The sequence below is a fragment of the Brevibacterium mcbrellneri ATCC 49030 genome (assembly GCF_000178455.1).
Lineage (GTDB): Bacteria > Actinomycetota > Actinomycetes > Actinomycetales > Brevibacteriaceae > Brevibacterium > Brevibacterium mcbrellneri.
The window spans coordinates 20,218-37,880 of sequence record NZ_ADNU01000049.1 but is presented as its reverse complement, the minus strand read 5'-3'; the positions used below and the strand labels follow the sequence as shown (position 1 = coordinate 37,880).

The 17,663-nt window shown below is 55.2% G+C and carries 15 protein-coding genes; 9 read left to right on the top strand and 6 right to left on the bottom strand.

Going from position 1 to position 17,663, the window contains the following annotated elements; genetic code table 11:
* The first annotated feature begins 26 nt into the window (after positions 1-26).
* From HMPREF0183_RS09110 to HMPREF0183_RS09100, 3 genes are read left to right on the top strand one after another with little or no spacing between them, the layout of a single operon-like run.
* Entirely contained in the window at positions 27-995 is a 969-nt protein-coding gene (locus tag HMPREF0183_RS09110) for a glycosyltransferase family 2 protein (RefSeq protein ID WP_005885229.1), read from the top strand.
* On the top strand, positions 996-1,475 hold the full coding sequence (locus HMPREF0183_RS09105; RefSeq protein ID WP_005885228.1) for a GtrA family protein: 480 nt from the start codon (positions 996-998) through the stop codon (positions 1,473-1,475).
* Positions 1,472-2,974 carry a hypothetical protein gene (locus HMPREF0183_RS09100; RefSeq protein ID WP_005885227.1) on the top strand — a complete coding sequence of 501 codons (1,503 nt, stop codon included), beginning with the start codon at positions 1,472-1,474 and terminating at the stop codon, positions 2,972-2,974. The genes HMPREF0183_RS09105 and HMPREF0183_RS09100 overlap by 4 nt, the downstream gene beginning before the upstream one ends.
* Here the strand turns inward: HMPREF0183_RS09100 and HMPREF0183_RS13320 are convergent.
* From HMPREF0183_RS13320 to HMPREF0183_RS09070, 6 genes are all read right to left on the bottom strand, one after another.
* Entirely contained in the window at positions 2,874-5,027 is a 2,154-nt protein-coding gene (locus tag HMPREF0183_RS13320) for a DUF6716 putative glycosyltransferase (protein WP_005885226.1), read from the bottom strand. The two genes, HMPREF0183_RS09100 and HMPREF0183_RS13320, sit on opposite strands and share 101 nt — an antisense overlap.
* A gap of 1 nt (position 5,028) precedes the next feature.
* Complete coding sequence (locus HMPREF0183_RS09090; RefSeq protein WP_005885225.1) at positions 5,029-6,459, bottom strand: polysialyltransferase family glycosyltransferase; 1,431 nt, start codon at positions 6,457-6,459, stop codon at positions 5,029-5,031.
* Positions 6,456-7,448, bottom strand: coding sequence for a glycosyltransferase family 2 protein (locus HMPREF0183_RS09085; protein ID WP_005885224.1), 993 nt, complete (start codon positions 7,446-7,448; stop codon positions 6,456-6,458). Before HMPREF0183_RS09085 ends, HMPREF0183_RS09090 begins: the two co-directional genes overlap by 4 nt.
* Positions 7,449-7,506: 58 nt before the next feature.
* Positions 7,507-8,388: an N-acetylneuraminate synthase family protein gene (locus tag HMPREF0183_RS09080; RefSeq protein ID WP_005885222.1), complete on the bottom strand. Its 882-nt coding sequence runs from the start codon at positions 8,386-8,388 to the stop codon at positions 7,507-7,509.
* A 57-nt stretch (positions 8,389-8,445) separates the two neighbouring features.
* Complete coding sequence (locus HMPREF0183_RS09075) at positions 8,446-9,627, bottom strand: acylneuraminate cytidylyltransferase (RefSeq protein ID WP_005885220.1); 1,182 nt, start codon at positions 9,625-9,627, stop codon at positions 8,446-8,448.
* A gap of 89 nt (positions 9,628-9,716) precedes the next feature.
* A complete protein-coding gene (locus HMPREF0183_RS09070; protein ID WP_005885219.1) occupies positions 9,717-11,264 on the bottom strand; it encodes a dolichyl-phosphate-mannose--protein mannosyltransferase in 1,548 nt (515 codons plus the stop codon).
* A 62-nt stretch (positions 11,265-11,326) separates the two neighbouring features.
* Between HMPREF0183_RS09070 and HMPREF0183_RS12235 the strand changes: the two genes are divergently transcribed.
* The 6 genes from HMPREF0183_RS12235 (at position 11,327) to groL (ending at position 17,632) form a co-directional block, all read left to right on the top strand.
* Positions 11,327-11,986, top strand: coding sequence for a DUF4190 domain-containing protein (locus HMPREF0183_RS12235; RefSeq protein ID WP_050775402.1), 660 nt, complete (start codon positions 11,327-11,329; stop codon positions 11,984-11,986).
* Positions 11,987-12,048: 62 nt separating this feature from the next.
* Complete coding sequence (gene rsmI, locus HMPREF0183_RS09060; RefSeq protein WP_005885214.1) at positions 12,049-12,888, top strand: 16S rRNA (cytidine(1402)-2'-O)-methyltransferase; 840 nt, start codon at positions 12,049-12,051, stop codon at positions 12,886-12,888.
* Positions 12,889-12,906: 18 nt separating this feature from the next.
* Positions 12,907-14,490, top strand: coding sequence for a methionine--tRNA ligase (metG, locus tag HMPREF0183_RS09055; protein ID WP_005885212.1), 1,584 nt, complete (start codon positions 12,907-12,909; stop codon positions 14,488-14,490).
* The gene (locus HMPREF0183_RS09050; protein ID WP_005885210.1) at positions 14,490-15,428 is read left to right on the top strand and encodes a TatD family hydrolase; all 939 of its coding nucleotides are present in this window, start codon (positions 14,490-14,492) and stop codon (positions 15,426-15,428) included. The genes metG and HMPREF0183_RS09050 overlap by 1 nt, the downstream gene beginning before the upstream one ends.
* Before the next feature lie 269 nt (positions 15,429-15,697).
* Complete coding sequence (gene groES / locus HMPREF0183_RS09045) at positions 15,698-15,991, top strand: co-chaperone GroES (RefSeq protein ID WP_005885208.1); 294 nt, start codon at positions 15,698-15,700, stop codon at positions 15,989-15,991.
* 42 nt (positions 15,992-16,033) lie between these two features.
* Positions 16,034-17,632 (top strand): chaperonin GroEL, encoded by a 1,599-nt coding sequence (groL, locus tag HMPREF0183_RS09040; RefSeq protein WP_005885206.1) that lies wholly within the window; start codon positions 16,034-16,036, stop codon positions 17,630-17,632.
* Positions 17,633-17,663: the final 31 nt, after the last annotated feature.

Here is a 17,663-nt window from a genome sequence, read left to right as displayed (position 1 = left end):
TGAGAGCTGACGAATGGAACGACTAGATGACGGTTGATCTGTCTACTTACAAAATTGCTGCCATTGTGCCTTGTCATAACGAGGAAGTGACTGTCCGCAAAGTAGTCACTGACCTCAAAGCGGCCGTTCCGTCAATGGACGTGTACGTGTACAACAACAACTCCTCCGACCGCACAGTAGAGGAAGCCATTGCGGCAGGAGCAATTGTTCGCCATGAAGAACGTCCTGGAAAAGGTAACGTTGTTCGGCGCGCATTCGCTGATGTTGAAGCCGACATTTACGTCATGGTAGACGGCGACGACACGTATGAAGCTTCGCATGTCCCTGACATGATTGAAATGTTGGTGAACGGTCCGTACGACCACATCCTGGGTGTTCGGCGTGACACAAACCCTGAGTCTTCATACCGCGCAGGGCACGAATTTGGCAACCGAATGTTCAACGTCATCACGAGTAAGCTTTTTGGCACCCATGTCAGCGACATGCTTTCCGGTTACCGTGTCTTTTCACGCCGCTTCGTCAAATCATTCCCGGCAGTGAGTAAGCGCTTCGAAATTGAGACGGAACTTACCATTCACATGATGTCGCTCCGACTTCCTTGCGCCGAATACAGCATTGACTTCCGTGACCGTCCGGAGGGAAGCGAGTCGAAGCTCTCCACCGTGTCAGATGGCTTTAAAATCCTTGGCACGATTGCGCAAATGATGCGACACGAACGCCCTAACTTGTTCTACGGTACGCTTGCCCTTCTCATGGTGATCGCGTCGCTTGTGTGTGGTGTGCCGGTCATCGTTGAGTTCATGAACACTGGATTGGTTCCACGGTTCCCTACAGCGCTTTTGGCAGTGGCGCTCATGATTATCGCCGCCATTTTTGCCACCGTTGGCATTATTGGTGACGCGTTACGGCGCGTGCGACGTGAATCAGCACGCCTACACTATCTGGAACTACTCCCGCCCAAGAAAACCGTGGGCCTGAGCGGGTCTTCATCTTAAATGCCCGCTGACTCTCAAAAATGGCGTTCCCTACTTGTGGAAGTCATGCGCTTCCTCATGGTAGGAGGAGCGGGATACGTTGTTGACGTTGGGCTCTCCAATCTACTGGTGTACGGCTTTCTGGGTATCCCTGCCACAATGCCAGGAAGTCCGGTCAAAGCAAAAATCATTTCAACGATTGCCTCTGTCATTGTTGCTTGGCTGGGAAACAAACTGTGGACATATGGCGACCGCACTACAGGGTCAAACGTACGCGGATTCATTCTCTTCGTGGTTGTGAACGCCATTGGAATGGTCATCACGGTGTTACCGCTGGGAGTGACGTGGTATCTCCTCAATCTGCGTGACCCGATCTCGTACAACATATCCACCAACATTGTAGGAATCGCTCTCGCCATGGCATTTAGGTTCTATGCATACAGAACATGGGTTTTCAAAGAAGCGGATTCTCCCCGAGCAGTGAAAATCGAGGAAAAGTGACGAAAGTGATGAGCTTTTCTAAACACAACAAAGCGCTACTGTGGGACGTCGGGCTCTTGCTTCTGTGCCTCGCAATTGCCGCCGTTACTTTCTTAGGCTTTTACCCAGGGCGTGCCGAATACGACATTTCGGAACAAGCGAAGCAAATGCTGGGAATGAAGAATCTTTCTGACTGGCATCCGCCTATCGTCGCTATTCTGTGGCGGGGTCTGTATGCAGTAACGGGCAAGCTCGGTTCGCTACTAGCCTTCCAGCTTGGTATCTATTTCCTGGCGGTGTTTCTGCTCGCCGTATTTGCGCACCGCATTCTAAAAAGTAAATGGGCGTCTTTGGCGATGATTGCGATCTTGGTTTCGCCTTGGGCCTATAGCCAGCTGGCTGTTATGTGGAAAGACACAATCATGGCAGCACTTTTACTTTTTGCCGCCGGATGTTTAGCGCTTGTCACTCCCAAGAACAAGAAAACACTTTGGTTTATTGTGCCAGCGGTTTCGCTGCTTGTATTTGCCACAGTAGTAAGGAAGAATGCGGCCCCTGCTGTTGTGCCAATGTGCATTTTTATTGGCTGGCGGCTTGCTCCACTTTTCGCCCCAAAACTACGGAATCTCATTCCGAAGCTGAGAGAAGGGCGATCCAAACAATTCATAAGTGCCTTTATCATGGGTTGTGTCATCGTGGGATTTGTAGGAGCGTCAGCGGTTTCCTTGGATGGTGCAATTGCAAGAAAGTGGAACGTTAAACCGACGCACCAGATCTATCAGGTCATTCTCGACGATGTTATGTTCTCTGTCCCTGAAAATGAGCTCAATGAATCAGCAGCACCCCAGGAGCTCAAGGACAAAATTAATAAGGCGCGCCCCAAGTGCTATGAAATGAACGAGCCCTATGACGCGTACTGGAACTGTTACGGTCGCGGATCTAGTGGCAGCGATTATTCACCGCTTGGCTACAGAGACGAGCTGAAACAACTGTGGCTGGATCACGTCATCACCCACCCACAACGTTACGTTGAATATCGATGGTCGGTGTATAAGTTTTATCTCACCACTTCTCGACTTATCTACTTCCCAAACAAAGTGGTCAAACCCGCTAAGGAAGTAGGTTTTCGCAAGGGAAGCACGAAGTTTGATAAGGTCGCGAAGTTCTACGTCGTGGACTTTGGTGCCGACACGATTGGCTTTGTGTTTAAGCCGTGGTTTTGGCTGCTGGCGGGAGCCGTTATATCCATCGGTGCGTGGTGGTCGGGCCGTAGCAGGGCGTTTGCTCTCATGCTGACGAGTTCAGCGTTCCTGTATGTTTTTGCGTACTTCCCGGTGATACCCGCGAATCATTTCCGTTACACGTACTGGCCCGCCCTGGCGGTTTCAGTGGCGTTTATAGCGGTCGTTGCAGGTTCGGTTAAAGCTTGGAAAGACCGTCGCGAACGCGCTGGGGCATTTCGCGCCTCACAAGGCGATACGCTTGAACCACGGGTTTTGGAGTCCTCGAGCGCACGGTAGCGCGTAGCCCACGGTAATTCTGCTGAAGCGCGCCCGTCCGAATATCCGGAAGCTGTTGAGCACGTGCTCGTTTCGCTAATAGTTGCAGAGCATGTGGTAATTCGTCGGTGAACGGTTGGAAATAGTTGGCTGTGAGCCACGCTTCAGACGGGAACCTAAAGTCCGACCGTTCTAGATCGCTCAACGGCTGCGCGATCCCAGAATCGGCGAACGCCTCATTGAGCATGTCTTCGTTGACTCCAAAGTCAGCGATAATGAGTGTTGCCAGGCCACGGTCCAAGCTTTCAAGCGCAGCTGTCGAAGACACTGTCGCCAGAGCCGTTCCCGGCTCAAGGAAATCGGACATAGGACCAACCTCAACCGACAGACGTCCCGGTATCACTTTTCCTTCACGCTCCAAATCCTCCAAGAGCGCGGTGTAGGAGTGTTCTTCGTGATGAGTCTCCTGTTCACCTGGCCGGCTACGCACCTTCACAATAACTGAGGACTTCGGAAAATTACGTGCGAAGCGGTTCAGAGACAACAAGATCTGCTCGCGTTCGTCCTTCTCCACGGGCACCTTTGCCTGCGGAGCAAAAACCAAACGGGTCGGAATATCCCCGGGAGTAAATCTAGCGCGAGGTGGTTTCTTCGACTTCAGCATGGGTAGACGAGCGACCACCACTTCGACAGGGAAGCGACAATCGGTTAATACCTGCTCGTATCTTTCTTTTTCAAAAGCGGAATGTGTGATGAACATGTCACCGAGACGCCTGTAACGTTGCCCCTTCGAAGTCGCAGGAAGTCCCACCCCAGGGAGGCCGGAGACCAGCCCAGGGCGGTGCGAGAGAAAGGCAGCAGTTGAATATATGACCTGCACAATAGGCCCAGTAGCAGCCGCGAGAATCACATCCGGCCGAAGGTCCTCTAGAGCGACTTTGAGCTCTGAATTCTTAACAACAGGCACATGCGCACTGCTGAAATCACTTCCGGCCAACGCGTTTGCGATCTGCTCGCCAGTGGGCAGGATCGGGTTGTCAACCAGCCACACGTGGACATCAAAATCCTCACGCAGCTGATCGAGGAGCGAAGCCGACCATTTCAGATAGGACTCTGAGTCGGAAATGGAAACAAGGATGGGTTTTGTAGTCGCACGGTTTACTGCTGTGTTGAGCTCCATTTTTGTTTTCATTGTGACGTTCGGTTTCCACCAGTCGTCAGGGACAAACGTGGTCTTGATCTTGGGTGCGTCCATCGTCAACGGCAACGTTTCGGTCGCGGTTGTGGGTAGCGAATAAACCTCAGAACCAGCTTGCGCGTGGGAAAGGCGAATTTCCACTGGAAGTCCTGCCGCATAAACCGTAGCGCCAGGGATACTTCCGACCCGATTCAGAAATGCGGAACTTTCGCGCCGGTGAGCAATATAGGCAAACTGATCGAGCCCAAGGTTTTCGAGCCAGCAAAAGTATGAGTCTTCATCGATCACACCGTCGGCGACCATTGCTGAACCAATGACAAACGGCCCTGAAGTTGGCAAGTCGTCCCAAGGAAAGGACCGGATCGTCGAGAAGCTGTGTGACTCAATGCGTACACCAGCGTTCTCTACGCGGGTCCGGAGCGAATCGTTGAGGGTGAGAGCTGTGAACCACGTGATATGGCCACGCTGTGCATGTGCGTAGAGAATACGAGAGGCAACATGGCCAAGCCCGGTACGGACAACAGAATTCGATACCCGTGAACGAACGAGTGGTGCCTTAGAAACCACGTTTTCGAACGCCGTGATCGTCGCACGTCCATCGTCAACAACGGTCAGGGCAGGTAACTTGCCACGCGCGCGGACCAGAAGTAGCTGAAACGATCCTGAGTTGAGGTCTCCCACGATCACGTTCTGAGCAGCAGTGAACGTGCGTGTCGGAGGGAGCCCCCACTTCACAGTGATGTCCGCGAGAAACGACAAAGGCAACTTTTCAACGAAGTCACGCATAGTCGCTGAGTCATAACAGAAAAGCGTCGAGGCTTTGTGTGTCTCCAAAGCCGCCAGAAACTGTAGCGGTGACTCAACTATCGCGATCATGTCAGTCCTCCACAGCGTCCCTTTTGGCACTTTGTCTCTTCTGGAATGATTTGTAGGTTTCACGCGCGAGCGTTTTTCCAGCGGACAACGATTTGCGAAGTACCGTGCGAGGACGATTCCGCTTTGGAAGTCCGCCTGGCAGATCGAGCGAAGTGAGACGACGTTTCTTAAAGTACTTCATGGTATTCGAGCCACGTCGCTTGCTTAGGAAATCCTGGGCTGTCTCCCGCAGGCGGAACGCAATTTCTGGTTGCATTGCGTAGGAAACGGAGTCGACGAGTGCTTGCAACTCTTTGACCTGTTCAGTTGAGAGCTCCGCATTCGAACCGTCGAGTGTAGCGTCGGCAATCGTCACGGGAATGCGGTTGGAGTTTTGGTAAGGCGTGATGCGCTCTAAAAGCAGGTCTGTCTTTACTGCCTTTGCCGGGATGCGGTACAAGGCGCGGGCGGTGACCAGTGCCGTTGAAAAACATCCAATGACCAACGCCGGTTTGAGCACTGCAACAGCAACTTCGGCAATGACTGGGGAGCTGTACACAAAAAAGCCGATTCCCAATTCGTGTGCATAGGCACCCAGTGCTTGCACCATGTCGGGTGGCGAAGCGGGATGTGGCTTGAACACCACGGCTGTCATTCCTGCCTCGTGGGCAGCAGAAACAAAATCACGGTGCAGGTCGTGTTCTTCTTGGGGCGTCAAGATTCCTAATGCGGAAAGATACTGGCCAAACGCCATGGCTGTCGTTGATGAGTCAAGCGCCTTGATTTCATCGCTGAGACCCAGGTCAGTGTCGCGCGCGATTTCGTCAACGACTTTGACAAAAGCTTGGCGATCGAGAGCAATCGGAGTGATCTCATACTCGTTTAAGAGCCGTGGCACGAGCCCTTCAACAAGTGGCAGATAATGCAAAGACGACATCCGCTGTCCGTTAGCCAGCGGGATAAAGTTGCGAGTTGGGCCGTAACTCATGAGACCGTCAGAATGTACGCGAATCATTGCTGTGTGAAAGATACGGCCAAGCGCGATTGCAGGATTCACTTGGGGAGATTCCACAACAAGCTCAATGGTTTCGTCGCCAAGTTGCCAGCGCGAGCGTAGCTCAGTTTCCCACAAAGGCAGGTCTTCGGTGCGTGGTGCCCATGAGTTTGGGTGATTAGGTGCAACAAAGTCGTTGAGATAGATCACACGGTCGAAGCGTGTTAGTAGTGAGGCGGCGCCGGGTGCCTCGTCGATAGGGGTTGCAGCTTCGAGGACCACAGCGTTGTTTGAGAGGAGCAGAATGCGCTCGCTCGGAGTCTCAAAAAGCGCGTCGGGAGCTCCTGGGCCTTCGAGTGATGCCGCTGGGGTTACCGCCGAGTCATACACGCCTGAATCGATTCCGGCCGCAAGTCCCGCGACCTGAAAAAGGGTAGAGGCAAGGAAGATCTGCTTCACTTGATGAGCTCCTTTAGCGCGTCTTTCGTCAACCCGAGAGCAGGGAGTACCGCATGCTGGCGGTTGGGTTTGGACTGGGCAAACTCGCGGAGAAGTACGTCTTTGGGAACCATGGCTGATACCGTTCGGCTCTTTTCGTACAGCTTGTTCTTCATTACTTGTGGCGAGAGGGAGAACCGCTCGACTTGAGCCTGCACAATGGCAAGCCAGTTGCGTGCCGCTTTCTGCCACCACATATCCGCGTCACGGTCGGCTTCCACGAGTCGGAAAATTCCTTCGAAGGCATCGGCGAACATTAACTGACGTTCATCAACGATCTGGGTAAGCGATCCGGCAACATCCCGACGATACAGAATGCCTGGAGCATCAACTACGGCAAAGGAATCGGCGTTTAAATGCAGGTTCCAAATCCACTCGCGGTCTTCTGCCGTCATGAAGTCTTTGGGGAAATACAACATTCCTGAGTCTTTGACTCGACGGTGGAAGATCCCAGCCCACGCATACGGATAGTCCACCATAGTGGAGTCATGTACCGGCAAAATTCCATAACGAGGGTTCAGCGGTCGGTTGCGCAATGCCATTGGAGCACGCTTCAAAACACGCTTGTTGCCCGTGACAGTGACGTGGTCGCACCGAATGAAATCTACGTCGAGTGCTTTGGCAGCGTCGAGAAGTGTGGGGAGATGATTGTCGGCTAACCAGTCGTCACCATCGAGAAAAACGATGTAGTCACCTTTTGCGCGGTCAAGCCCCTGGTTGCGCCCATTTGCGAGGCCCACGTTGGTGGCGTTTGTGACTACTTCAAAGTGGGGGAACTGCGCGCCGTATTCGTCTAGCAACAGCGGGGTGTCATCCGAAGACCCGTCGTTAATGAAAATAATCTGTACTTTGCTCATATCACCCTGTTTGTGGAGGGAAGTAAAGAGCGTGCTCAGATACGGCGCCGCATTCATCGCAGGAATGATGAGCGAAAGTTCAGGTGTTGACACGGTTCTCCTCGACATAGAAAGGTGCGGTCGGTAGAACCGACCGCACCTTTAGCATCAGCTACTTTACGACGCGCAGGGAAGCGATCTTGGATTCTTCGCCAGGCATGACGCGCTTCTTACCGTCACCCAGGGCAGTGGTGACTTCGCGGATTTCTTCGCCCAACTTGATGAACTCGTCAGGCTCCATGGACGCCTTCTGGTCCGACCCCCACATTTCGTTGTCCAGAGTGATGTGACGTTCAACGGTCACAGCGCCCAGTGCAACGGCAGCGGCGGAGATCGCAGTACCGATTTCGTGGCCAGAATAACCAACGGGAACACCGTAACGTTCGCGCAGAGCTGGGATTGCCAGCAGGTTCACTTCCTCAGGAGGAAGCGGGTATGTGGACGTTGCGTGCATGAGCACCAGGTTGTCCTTGCCCATGACCTCAACGGCCTTGTCGATCTGTTCCAGCGTGGACATTCCGGTAGACATGATGACGGGCTTACCGGTGTCGCGAACAGCTTCGAGGAGTGGAATATCGGTAATGGAAGCCGAGGCAATCTTGTAGGTCACAGCGTTGAACTTCTCCAAGAAGTTCACCGAATCAATGTCCCACGGAGATGCGAACCACTGCAGGCCGAGTTCCTTGGCGTATGCGTCGATCTCTGCATACTCAGCGTCTTCAAACTCCACCCGGAACTTGTATTCCAAGTAGGTCATTTCGCCCCATGGGGTACTACGAGGCTTTGACTTCTGGTCTTCCGGAACAGCAACGTCCGGGTTGCGCTTCTGGAACTTAACAGCCTGAGCGCCGGCCTTTTTAGCCACATCCATGAGTTGCTTAGCGATCTCTACATCGCCATTGTGGTTGATGCCAATTTCGCCGATCAAGTAAACCGGGTGGCCAGCACCAAGCGTGTGTTCGCCGATTGCAACGGGCTTAATTTCAGCGGTCATTGCAGACTCTCGCTTCCTTTTGTCTTAAGGAACCGTTTGCGGTTCCAGGTACAACTGTCATTGAGTGGCCTCGGGAATGCTCACCAAGTCGCAGACTTCGCGAACAGCCCCGTGACCGCCGTTCTTCTTCAGGACAAATCTGGCAGCCGCCAACACCTTGGGGTGCGCATCCGCTACTGCGATTGGCCACCCCACGGCGCTAAAAGCCTCCAGGTCGTTAATGTCATTTCCTACATAGGCAACACGTTCAGGATCCAGACCCTTGTCCGCCATCCATTCCGAGATTACCTGAGCTTTGTTGTCAATTCCCTGTGCCACCTCGACACGCAGTTTTTCTGCGCGCCTAGTGACAACGGGGTTGCGTTCTTTAGAAAGAATGAGGAATGGGAACTCAGCTTTGACAAGTCGGCTGACACCCATGCCGTCGCCTCGGTGGACACGCACTGATTCGACGCCGTTTTCATCAACATGCACGGCGTCATCGGTGTGTACTCCATCGAAGTCGGTGACCAATGCGTCGATGTCGAGGTGGGTAGTTTCCGTACGCCCCGCAGCCATGGCACGCAAAAGCGTGAGATCAGACATGGTGTCGATTTCACGTGCGTCTTCTGGTGGGACTTCCTCAATTTCGACTCGCCCAAAGAAACGGTGGTTACGCTCTATGAATCCAGCGGTGCGCATGACATAGAAAGCGCCGGTTTCATTGAAGTGTTTTTGGCGGTCTTGGCGACGTGGACGGTAATCCATGCTGTGGCCCACAGCGACTGCGTGGTGTGCTTCATCTAAGGTCCACAAGAAGCTGTGATCCTCAACGGCCGAGAACACAACATCTGCAGCATTGCGCTTAACCCGTGCGATCGCGTTGTCCATGTTCTGTGGGTTGATAAACGGGGAAGTGCACTGGATGAACACGGTGATGTCGAATTGTGTGCCACGAAGCTTTTCCAGCTGCTCGAGCGTGTAAATGAGTGCTGACTCGCTGGTCGCGGTGTCGCCCGAAATTGCGTCGGGGCGCCTGACTACAGTGGCGCCATGCCGTTCAGCTTCCGCGGCAATCCCGTCGTGATCAGTCGACACTACGACCAAATCGATCCCGTGGGTTGCCTGAGCAGACTCAATCGCACGTGCGAGCAAAGACTTGCCAGCAATCTTCTGCAGGTTCTTCAGTGGTACGCCTTTTGAGCCACCGCGGGCGGGAATGATCGCAACGGTGCTCGGCGTTGTCTGTTGAGTAGTCACAGGCCTCCATTATGCGCAGAGTTTCCTTCACCATACAAGACCAAACACACGCTTCAGTACTGTGACATGGCGTTTTTACTCACGCGTCATTAAATCCACGACGGGTTAAACATGTGCTGTCGCCAGCTGTCATACGGCACAGTAGTGCCCGTGTATAGAGGCCAGAAGTAGGCGAAAAGTAGCACTGCAACTGCGAGGAACACGCCCACAGTCGCGCGCCGGGCGCGCAAAGAGGCGGTGAGACGACCTCGGCCCCACACAAGGCCTAAGCAGTAGGTCACCGCCAGCACAACGAACGGAACCATGACGATTGTGTAGAAGGTAAAAATAGTGCGGTCCTGATACGTAAACCATGGGCCCCACGTGGCAAGCATGCCCGCTGCAATGCCTCCTGCACGCCAGTCTTGCCGTACTAGCCACGCAAGAATCACGATCACTAACGCGACCGCGGCAACTCCCCACAAGGCAGGGTTACCCACCGAGGTGATGGCTGCCGAGCACTTGTCCCAAACGCAACCGTTCTGACCGGGTTCGGGAGAGCGGTAATAAAAACTGGTGGGTCGCCACTGCACAATCCAGCCCCACGGGTTTGACGCATAGGGGTGTTCGGAACTCAAGCCCACGTGAAACTTGTACGCCGAATGGTGGTAGTGCGCCAGGGACGGAATCCAGTCGGGGAGCCAGCTCCACCAGCCTTGATGCTCTTTAGCCCAATGCCTGTCATAACCATTGCTGGTAAAAATCCAACCTGACCAGCACAGGACATACGCGATGAAAGCCACGGGAACGAGTGACATAAAAGCGGGAACGGAATCGCGTACCAGCATGCCGCGCACTGGATACTTCACCCGCGCCGCGTAACGGTTTCTTACGTCCCACACAACGATCATGATGCCGAACACGGCTAGTGCATAGAGTCCAGACCACTTCACGCCCATCGCGCATCCCAGCGCTACGCCTGCAGCCAAACGCCATGGGCGCCACCCCAAGTGCGGGCCGAAAGTCGAAAGGTCCGCGGATTCCTTGTGCGTACTGCCGGTGGTGAGTTCCACCATGCGGGAGCGGGCGTGATCGCGGTCGATCACGAGAAGCCAGAACGCAACGAGTACGAAGAACATCAGGAAGAGATCCAGTAGCGCGGTGCGTGAGTGAACGAAATGCTCACCGTCAGTCATGAGGAGAAGTCCCGCAATGCAGCCCATCCACACGGAACCAAACAAACGAATCGCTAAGCGCACAATGATGAAGACAGTCAATGCGCCAACTACCGCTGCTGAAAACCGCCACCCGAACGACGAATCCTGGCCAAAAATCATTTGGCCCACGGACAACATCCACTTGCCTAAAGGCGGGTGAACAACGTATCCGGGATCGTCCAGCGGCATAGGATTGCCTGCGACGAAATCGGGGTTAGGTTCTTCTGGCCACGCGCGTTCCGTGCCGTACTTCCACAGTGAGTAGGCGTCTTTGACATAGTAAGTTTCGTCAAAAATCAGTTCTTTGGGGTGGCCCAGACCAATCATGCGCAAGATTGCCGCAATGACAGCCAACCCCGCGGCGACCACCCAGCCAATAGGGTTGCGGAGCGCGTCATGCGAAAGCACGTGTTTAGTAGGAATTCGCTTAGAAGAAACCACGCGCCTAGTTTACGCATGTGACTTCCACTAGTCTTGGGTTTAGGAGTCTTAGGAAGGAAGTCATGTCGTCGAACACTCCCAGTTCACACGAGGGATCGAGTCGCCCATATAACGACCTCCCCTCGTACGGTTCAGGCCCGTCGTCAAGTAGTCAGGGTCCTGCCAGTTTTAAACCTGGGGCTTCGCACGGTTCGGGAGGATCCGCGTACGGTTCGGCAACTCCAGGGGTGGAGTCTTCCGGATCTGCTGCATACGGTTCTGCTGCATACGGTTCGTCACCTAGCGACTATGGGAATAGCCAAAGCGGTACGTATGGCGGTGGGGACTACTCACCGGGAAACTACGGAGCGTCGGCAAGTGAACCGGCTAACCCCGCGTCGGCGTACAACCCAGCGCCAACATATGACGCACAATCCTCCCCGTACGGAGCGCCCTATGGGGCTCCCGGGTATCCCGTACGTCGCGGAACAAACGGCTTGGCTATTGCAGCGCTGATTACAGGGATCGTGAGCTTGATGGCCACCTGGCCTTTCGGGTTGGTTGGTATTGCTCCTGTCATCATGGGTCACATTGCGGTCAAGCAATGTAAGGAGCGCGGTCAAGAAGGAAAAGGGCTGGCAATTGGTGGGCTCGTAACCGGGTACATTGCGATCGGTGGCTTTATTTTGATCATCCTGTTCTTCATTTTGATGTTAGGTCTAGCCGGGCTTGCATCCAGCTGAAGCTTGAGAAACAGAACACAGCGAGTGACGGAACACTTAACCAGTAACCCACGGGCGCGTGCATGACTGACCCGGCTCTGGTGCTCGTGGGTACTCCGATCGGAAACCTCGACGACGCGAGTCCCCGAATGCGGGCAGAGATTGAAGCTGCCGACGTCATCGCGGCTGAAGATACCCGTCGCTTCATGGGCCTAGCTACGCGCCTAGGAATTACATACTCTGGCACTCTGATCAGCCTTTTTGACCACAATGAACGGTCTAAAGCCAGTGAGATCGCCCAACAGATTGAGAACGGCGCCAGGGTCGTGTTGCTCACCGACGCGGGGATGCCAGCAGTGTCAGACCCCGGCTACCACGTGGTCAAAGAGGTCGTGTCACGCGATTTACCCGTAACAGCAGTTCCGGGCCCGTCGGCAGTATTTACCGCTATTGCCCTATCCGGTCTACCGTCTGACCGCTTCACGTTCGAAGGTTTCGTGCCGCGCAAAGCCGGAGAGCGAGGGCGCTTGCTAACAGACCTTGCCAGCGAACGGCGCACCATGGTCTTCTTCGAAAGCCCACACCGGATCCACACAACCCTGGCGGACTTTGTCACCCGCTTTGGGGCAGACCGACCTATGACCCTGAGCCGAGAACTGACCAAAACCTATGAAGAAACCCTGCGGGGGACAACCCAGAGCATCCATGAGCAAGTGGTCGCCAGAGACGGTCTGAAAGGTGAGCTCACGCTGGTGGTGGCAGGCGCGCCCGAGGTGAGTGACACCTCGGCGGCGGAACTCACAGAAGACGTTGCTCAGTTAGTGGAATCTGGGATGCGAGCCAAAGACGCAGCCGCCCACATTGCAAAGATCCACGGACTGAAATCCCGCGACGTGTACGAGGAATACATCCACACAAAGTGAGTGCATAGACTAGAGGCCATGACGTTTTACATGACCACCGCAATTGCATACCCCAACGGTGCCCCACACATCGGGCACGCGTACGAATACATCGCATCCGACACGATCGCGCGTTTCAAGCGTTTGACTGGTGAAGACGTATTCATGCTGACCGGCACAGACGAGCACGGGCTGAAAATGCAACAGTCGGCTCAGAAAGCTGGAATTACGCCACGGGAACTTGCAGACAAGAATGCGGCAGGCTTCCGCGCTTTGCACGATGCGTTGGGATCGTCATACGACAGGTTTATTCGCACGACTGACCCTGACCACTACACGGCCAGTCAAGATCTGTGGAAGAAAATGGACGAGGCTGGGGACATCTACCTCGACACCTACGCCGGCTGGTACTCCGTGCGCGATGAGGCCTACTACGCAGCAGACGAAACTGAAGTGCGGGAAGACGGTGAACGCTATGCGATTGCTACCGGCACCCCCGTGGAATGGACAGAAGAGGAGTCGTACTTCTTCAAGCTTTCGGCATACGAAGAACGGTTGCTGGAATGGCTTGACTCCGTCGATGACACAGGCAGGCACCCAGTTGGCCCCGATGTACGACGCAACGAAGTCGTGTCATTCATCAAGGGTGGCCTGAAAGACCTGTCGATTTCACGCACCACATTCGACTGGGGTGTGCCAGTGCCCGGCAACGACAAGCACGTGATGTACGTGTGGGTCGACGCTTTGACTAACTACCTCACGGGTGCGGGGTACCCCAATGTCGACTCTGAAGAGTTCCAGCAGCGCTGGCCCTGTGAGCTTCACGTTGTGGGTAAGGACATTCTGCGATTCCACGCCGTGTACTGGCCAGCCTTCTTGATGAGTGCTGGGTTGGAACTGCCCAAGCGCGTTCACGCCCACGGGTTCTTGTTCAACAAGGGCGAAAAGATGTCGAAGTCAGTGGGCAACGTGGTTGACCCGTACGACCTCGTCGACGCTTTTGGTCTGGACACGCTCCGTTACTTCCTGCTGCGGGAAATTTCGTACGGTCAAGACGGTTCATACTCAGCCGGAGCGATCATTGGACGCAAGAACGCAGACCTGGCTAATGAGTACGGTAACTTGGTTCAGCGTTCCACCTCCATGGTCGCCAAGAACCTGAGTGGAGTAGTTCCCGAGGTGTCTGAGGCTGATCTGACGGACGACGACCGTGCGCTGCTCGAACGCACCGACGGACTGCTGGAACGCGTCACCGCTTTTGTGGACGTGCAAGAACTGCACCGTTATGTGGAAGCGCTGTGGCGGGTGCTAGAGGAAACCAACCGGTACTTCTCTGCCCAAGAACCGTGGAAGCTAAAGAAAACCGACCCTGACCGCATGGGTGTCGTCCTTTACGTCACGCTCGAAGTTCTGCGCCGGGTATCGATTCTGGCTCAACCAGTCATGCCGGAATCAACCGGCAAGGTCCTCACCCAGCTGGGAGTTGCCGAGGACGCGCGGACCTTTAACGATTTCGGCCAGTGGTTGCCAGCCGGAACTGAACTGCCCGCGCCGGCCCCCGTATTCCCGCGGTACGAAGCCCCGAACGAAGGTGACGCCGGGACTGCAGGAGGCGCCAAGTAATGGCATCTCGCGCTGCCGGCGAATACCCACCGGTGCCTGAACCACTCGCGGTTCCGGCCGTGGACACGCACACGCACCTGGACATGTGTACGGGCGCTCGCGGTCCTATCAAGTCCGGTGAACCTGCCCCGGAGGTCGAACCCGAAGAGGACGAAACGTTCCCGCCCCTGGACTTCTTCTACGACACGGCCATGGCTACGGGCGTGACCCGAATCGTACAAATCGGATGCGAAATGGGTGCTGCCCGGTGGACGGCTCGTGTAGTGGAGGAGCAGGCGCAGGCTGGCCGCGACTGGATGTTGGGTGGGGTTGCGATCCACCCCAACGAAGCACCTCGGCTGGCACGCGCCGGCATCTTAGAAGAGTCGCTGGACGAAATTGAAAGCCTTGTTACGTCCCATGACCGCATGCGCGTGGTGGGGGAGACCGGGCTTGATTTCTTCCGCACCGACGCTGATTCCGCGCGCGATATGAAGGCGCAGGAAGAGTCGTTCAGGGCTCATATTGAGATCGCGCAGAGGAACGGGCTGACGCTCCAGATCCACGACCGTGAAGCGCACGCGGATGTATTCCGGGTTCTGCGTGACACAGGTGTTCCTGACCGCACCATTCTGCACTGCTTTTCCGGTGACGCTGAGATGGCAAGGGAAGCGGGCAAGTTGGGGATCTTCTGCTCCTTCGCTGGCAACGTCACCTTCAAGAATGCTCACGGGTTGAGGGAAGCCGCCGAGGTGGTCCCGCCTGAGCTGCTCCTCACAGAAACCGACGCGCCGTTTTTGACCCCGCACCCTCACCGTGGAAAGCCCGGCGGGCCGTACATGGTTGCGCACGTGGTGCGGACTCTTGCCCAGGTGCGCGGAGTCAGCGAAGAAGAGCTGGCTGAGCGCGTCACCGCGAACGCTGTGCGTGCGGTGGGGTCGTGGGAGTTGACGCTCTGAGCTGAAAATTCGCTCAAGGATGGCGAAAAATTGGCACTCGAGTTGAAAGAGTGCCAACTGCGGAATAGAGTTTCAATTAGCACTTGGGCAATGTGAGTGCTAACTGCACGGTGAGGTGAGTGTCGCACTCGGCGGCACCTAGAGACACCGGCAAACTGCACTAAAGCTTAATGCTGATTCGGCACCCGCGACGACGAACAACACTAAGCGAGCTAGCCCAGAGGGCACACAAAACACATCTCGACACAGACTCAAAAGGAGACTGTCACATGTCGGTAGCTATTAAGCCACTCGAAGACCGCATCGTAATCCGTCAGCTCGAAGCAGAACAGACCACTGCTTCCGGCCTGGTAATCCCAGACACCGCTAAGGAAAAGCCACAGGAAGGCGAAGTTGTCGCAGTTGGCCCCGGCCGCGTTGCAGACAACGGAAACCGTGTGCCTGTTGATGTCAACGTTGGCGACAAGGTCATCTACTCCAAGTACGGTGGAACCGAAGTGAAGTACCAGGGCACGGAATACCTGGTGCTGTCAGCTCGCGACGTTCTCGCAGTCATCGGCTAATCACACCTTCACACACTCACACTCTTTAGAAGGAAGTGAAAAATGGCTAAAACTTTGCAGTTCAATGACGACGCTCGCAAGGCACTTGAGCGCGGTGTAAACGTTCTGGCTGACACCGTCAAAGTGACACTGGGCCCACGCGGTCGCAACGTTGTTCTTGACAAGCAGTGGGGCGCACCCACAATCACCAACGATGGTGTCACCATCGCACGTGAAGTAGAACTCACCGACCCATACGAAAACCTGGGCGCTCAGCTGGCAAAAGAAGTTGCCACCAAAACAAACGACGTTGCCGGTGACGGAACCACCACCGCAACCGTTTTGGCTCAGGCACTCGTTCACGAAGGTCTGCGCAACGTCGCAGCCGGCGCAGCTCCTGGCCAGTTGAAGGCTGGCGTTGAAGCGGCTGTCGATGCAGTTGAAAAACGCCTCAAGGAAATCGCTCGCGAAGTTGCTGACTCAAAAGAAATTGCACACGTTGCAGCGCTTTCGGCTCAGTCGCCTGAAATTGGTGAACTGATCGCAGAAGCTTTCGACAAGGTTGGTAAAGACGGCGTCATCACGATCGACGAATCGCAGGCGTCTTCGGTTGAGCTTGAGTTCACTGAAGGTATGCAGTTCGACAAGGGCTTCCTGTCGCCATACTTCGTGACTGACGCTGACCGTCAAGAAGCGGTTCTGTCGGATCCATACATCCTGATCCACCAGGGCAAGATCTCCAACATTCAGGATCTGCTCCCTGTTCTGGAAAAGGTGCAGCAGGCAGGCAAGCCACTGTTCATTGTTGCCGAGGATGTGGAAGGCGAAGCGCTGTCCACTCTGGTTGTCAACAAGATTCGTGGAATCCTCAACGTCGCCGCCGTGAAGGCCCCCGGATTCGGTGACCGCCGCAAGGCGATCTTGGAAGACCTCGCAATCCTCACCGGTGGACAGGTCATCACCGCTGACATGGGTATGAAGCTCGACCAGATTACCCTGGACCAACTGGGTACCGCCCGCACCATCACTGTCACCAAGGACAACACCACTGTTGTTGACGGTGGAGGATCGCAGGACGACGTCGACGCTCGCACCGCCCAGATCCGTGGCGAAATCGAGAACACTGACTCGTCATGGGACAAGGAGAAGCTGCAGGAACGCCTGGCCAAGCTGGCCGGCGGTGTTGCAGTGATCAAGGTGGGTGCCGCCACCGAGGTCGAACTCAAGGAACGTAAGCACCGTGTCGAAGACGCTGTTTCCGCTACGCGCGCCGCCATCGAAGAAGGTGTGGTTGCTGGTGGTGGATCCGCGCTGATCCACGCAGCTAAGGTCCTTGACGGTAATGACCTGGGCAAGGAACACGACGCCGCAACTGGTGTGAACATCGTTCGCCGTGCAATCGTTCAGCCGCTGCGCCAGATCGCAGAAAACGCTGGACAGGACGGCTACGTTGTTGCATCGAAGGTTGCTGAGCTGGAAGCAGGTCAGGGATACAACGCCGCAACCGGCGAATACGGTGACCTGATTGCTCAGGGAATCATTGACCCAGTCAAGGTGACCCGTTCGGCACTGCGCAACGCTGCATCGATCGCAGCTCTGGTTCTCACCACCGAAACACTGGTTGTAGAGAAGCAGGAAGACAACGACGAAGACGACAAGTAAACGTCCCTTCTGAAGAATCGGGCCGCAAGCA

Coding starts and splice junctions, on each gene's coding strand:
- HMPREF0183_RS09110 (WP_005885229.1), top strand. CDS start 27: ATGACGGTTGATCTGTCTACTTACAAAATTGCTGCCATTGTGCCTTGT.
- HMPREF0183_RS09105 (WP_005885228.1), top strand. CDS start 996: ATGCCCGCTGACTCTCAAAAATGGCGTTCCCTACTTGTGGAAGTCATG.
- HMPREF0183_RS13320 (WP_005885226.1), bottom strand. CDS start 5,027: ATGATCGCGATAGTTGAGTCACCGCTACAGTTTCTGGCGGCTTTGGAG.
- HMPREF0183_RS09080 (WP_005885222.1), bottom strand. CDS start 8,388: ATGACCGCTGAAATTAAGCCCGTTGCAATCGGCGAACACACGCTTGGT.
- HMPREF0183_RS12235 (WP_050775402.1), top strand. CDS start 11,327: ATGTCGTCGAACACTCCCAGTTCACACGAGGGATCGAGTCGCCCATAT.
- rsmI (WP_005885214.1), top strand. CDS start 12,049: ATGACTGACCCGGCTCTGGTGCTCGTGGGTACTCCGATCGGAAACCTC.
- metG (WP_005885212.1), top strand. CDS start 12,907: ATGACGTTTTACATGACCACCGCAATTGCATACCCCAACGGTGCCCCA.
- HMPREF0183_RS09050 (WP_005885210.1), top strand. CDS start 14,490: ATGGCATCTCGCGCTGCCGGCGAATACCCACCGGTGCCTGAACCACTC.
- groES (WP_005885208.1), top strand. CDS start 15,698: ATGTCGGTAGCTATTAAGCCACTCGAAGACCGCATCGTAATCCGTCAG.
- groL (WP_005885206.1), top strand. CDS start 16,034: ATGGCTAAAACTTTGCAGTTCAATGACGACGCTCGCAAGGCACTTGAG.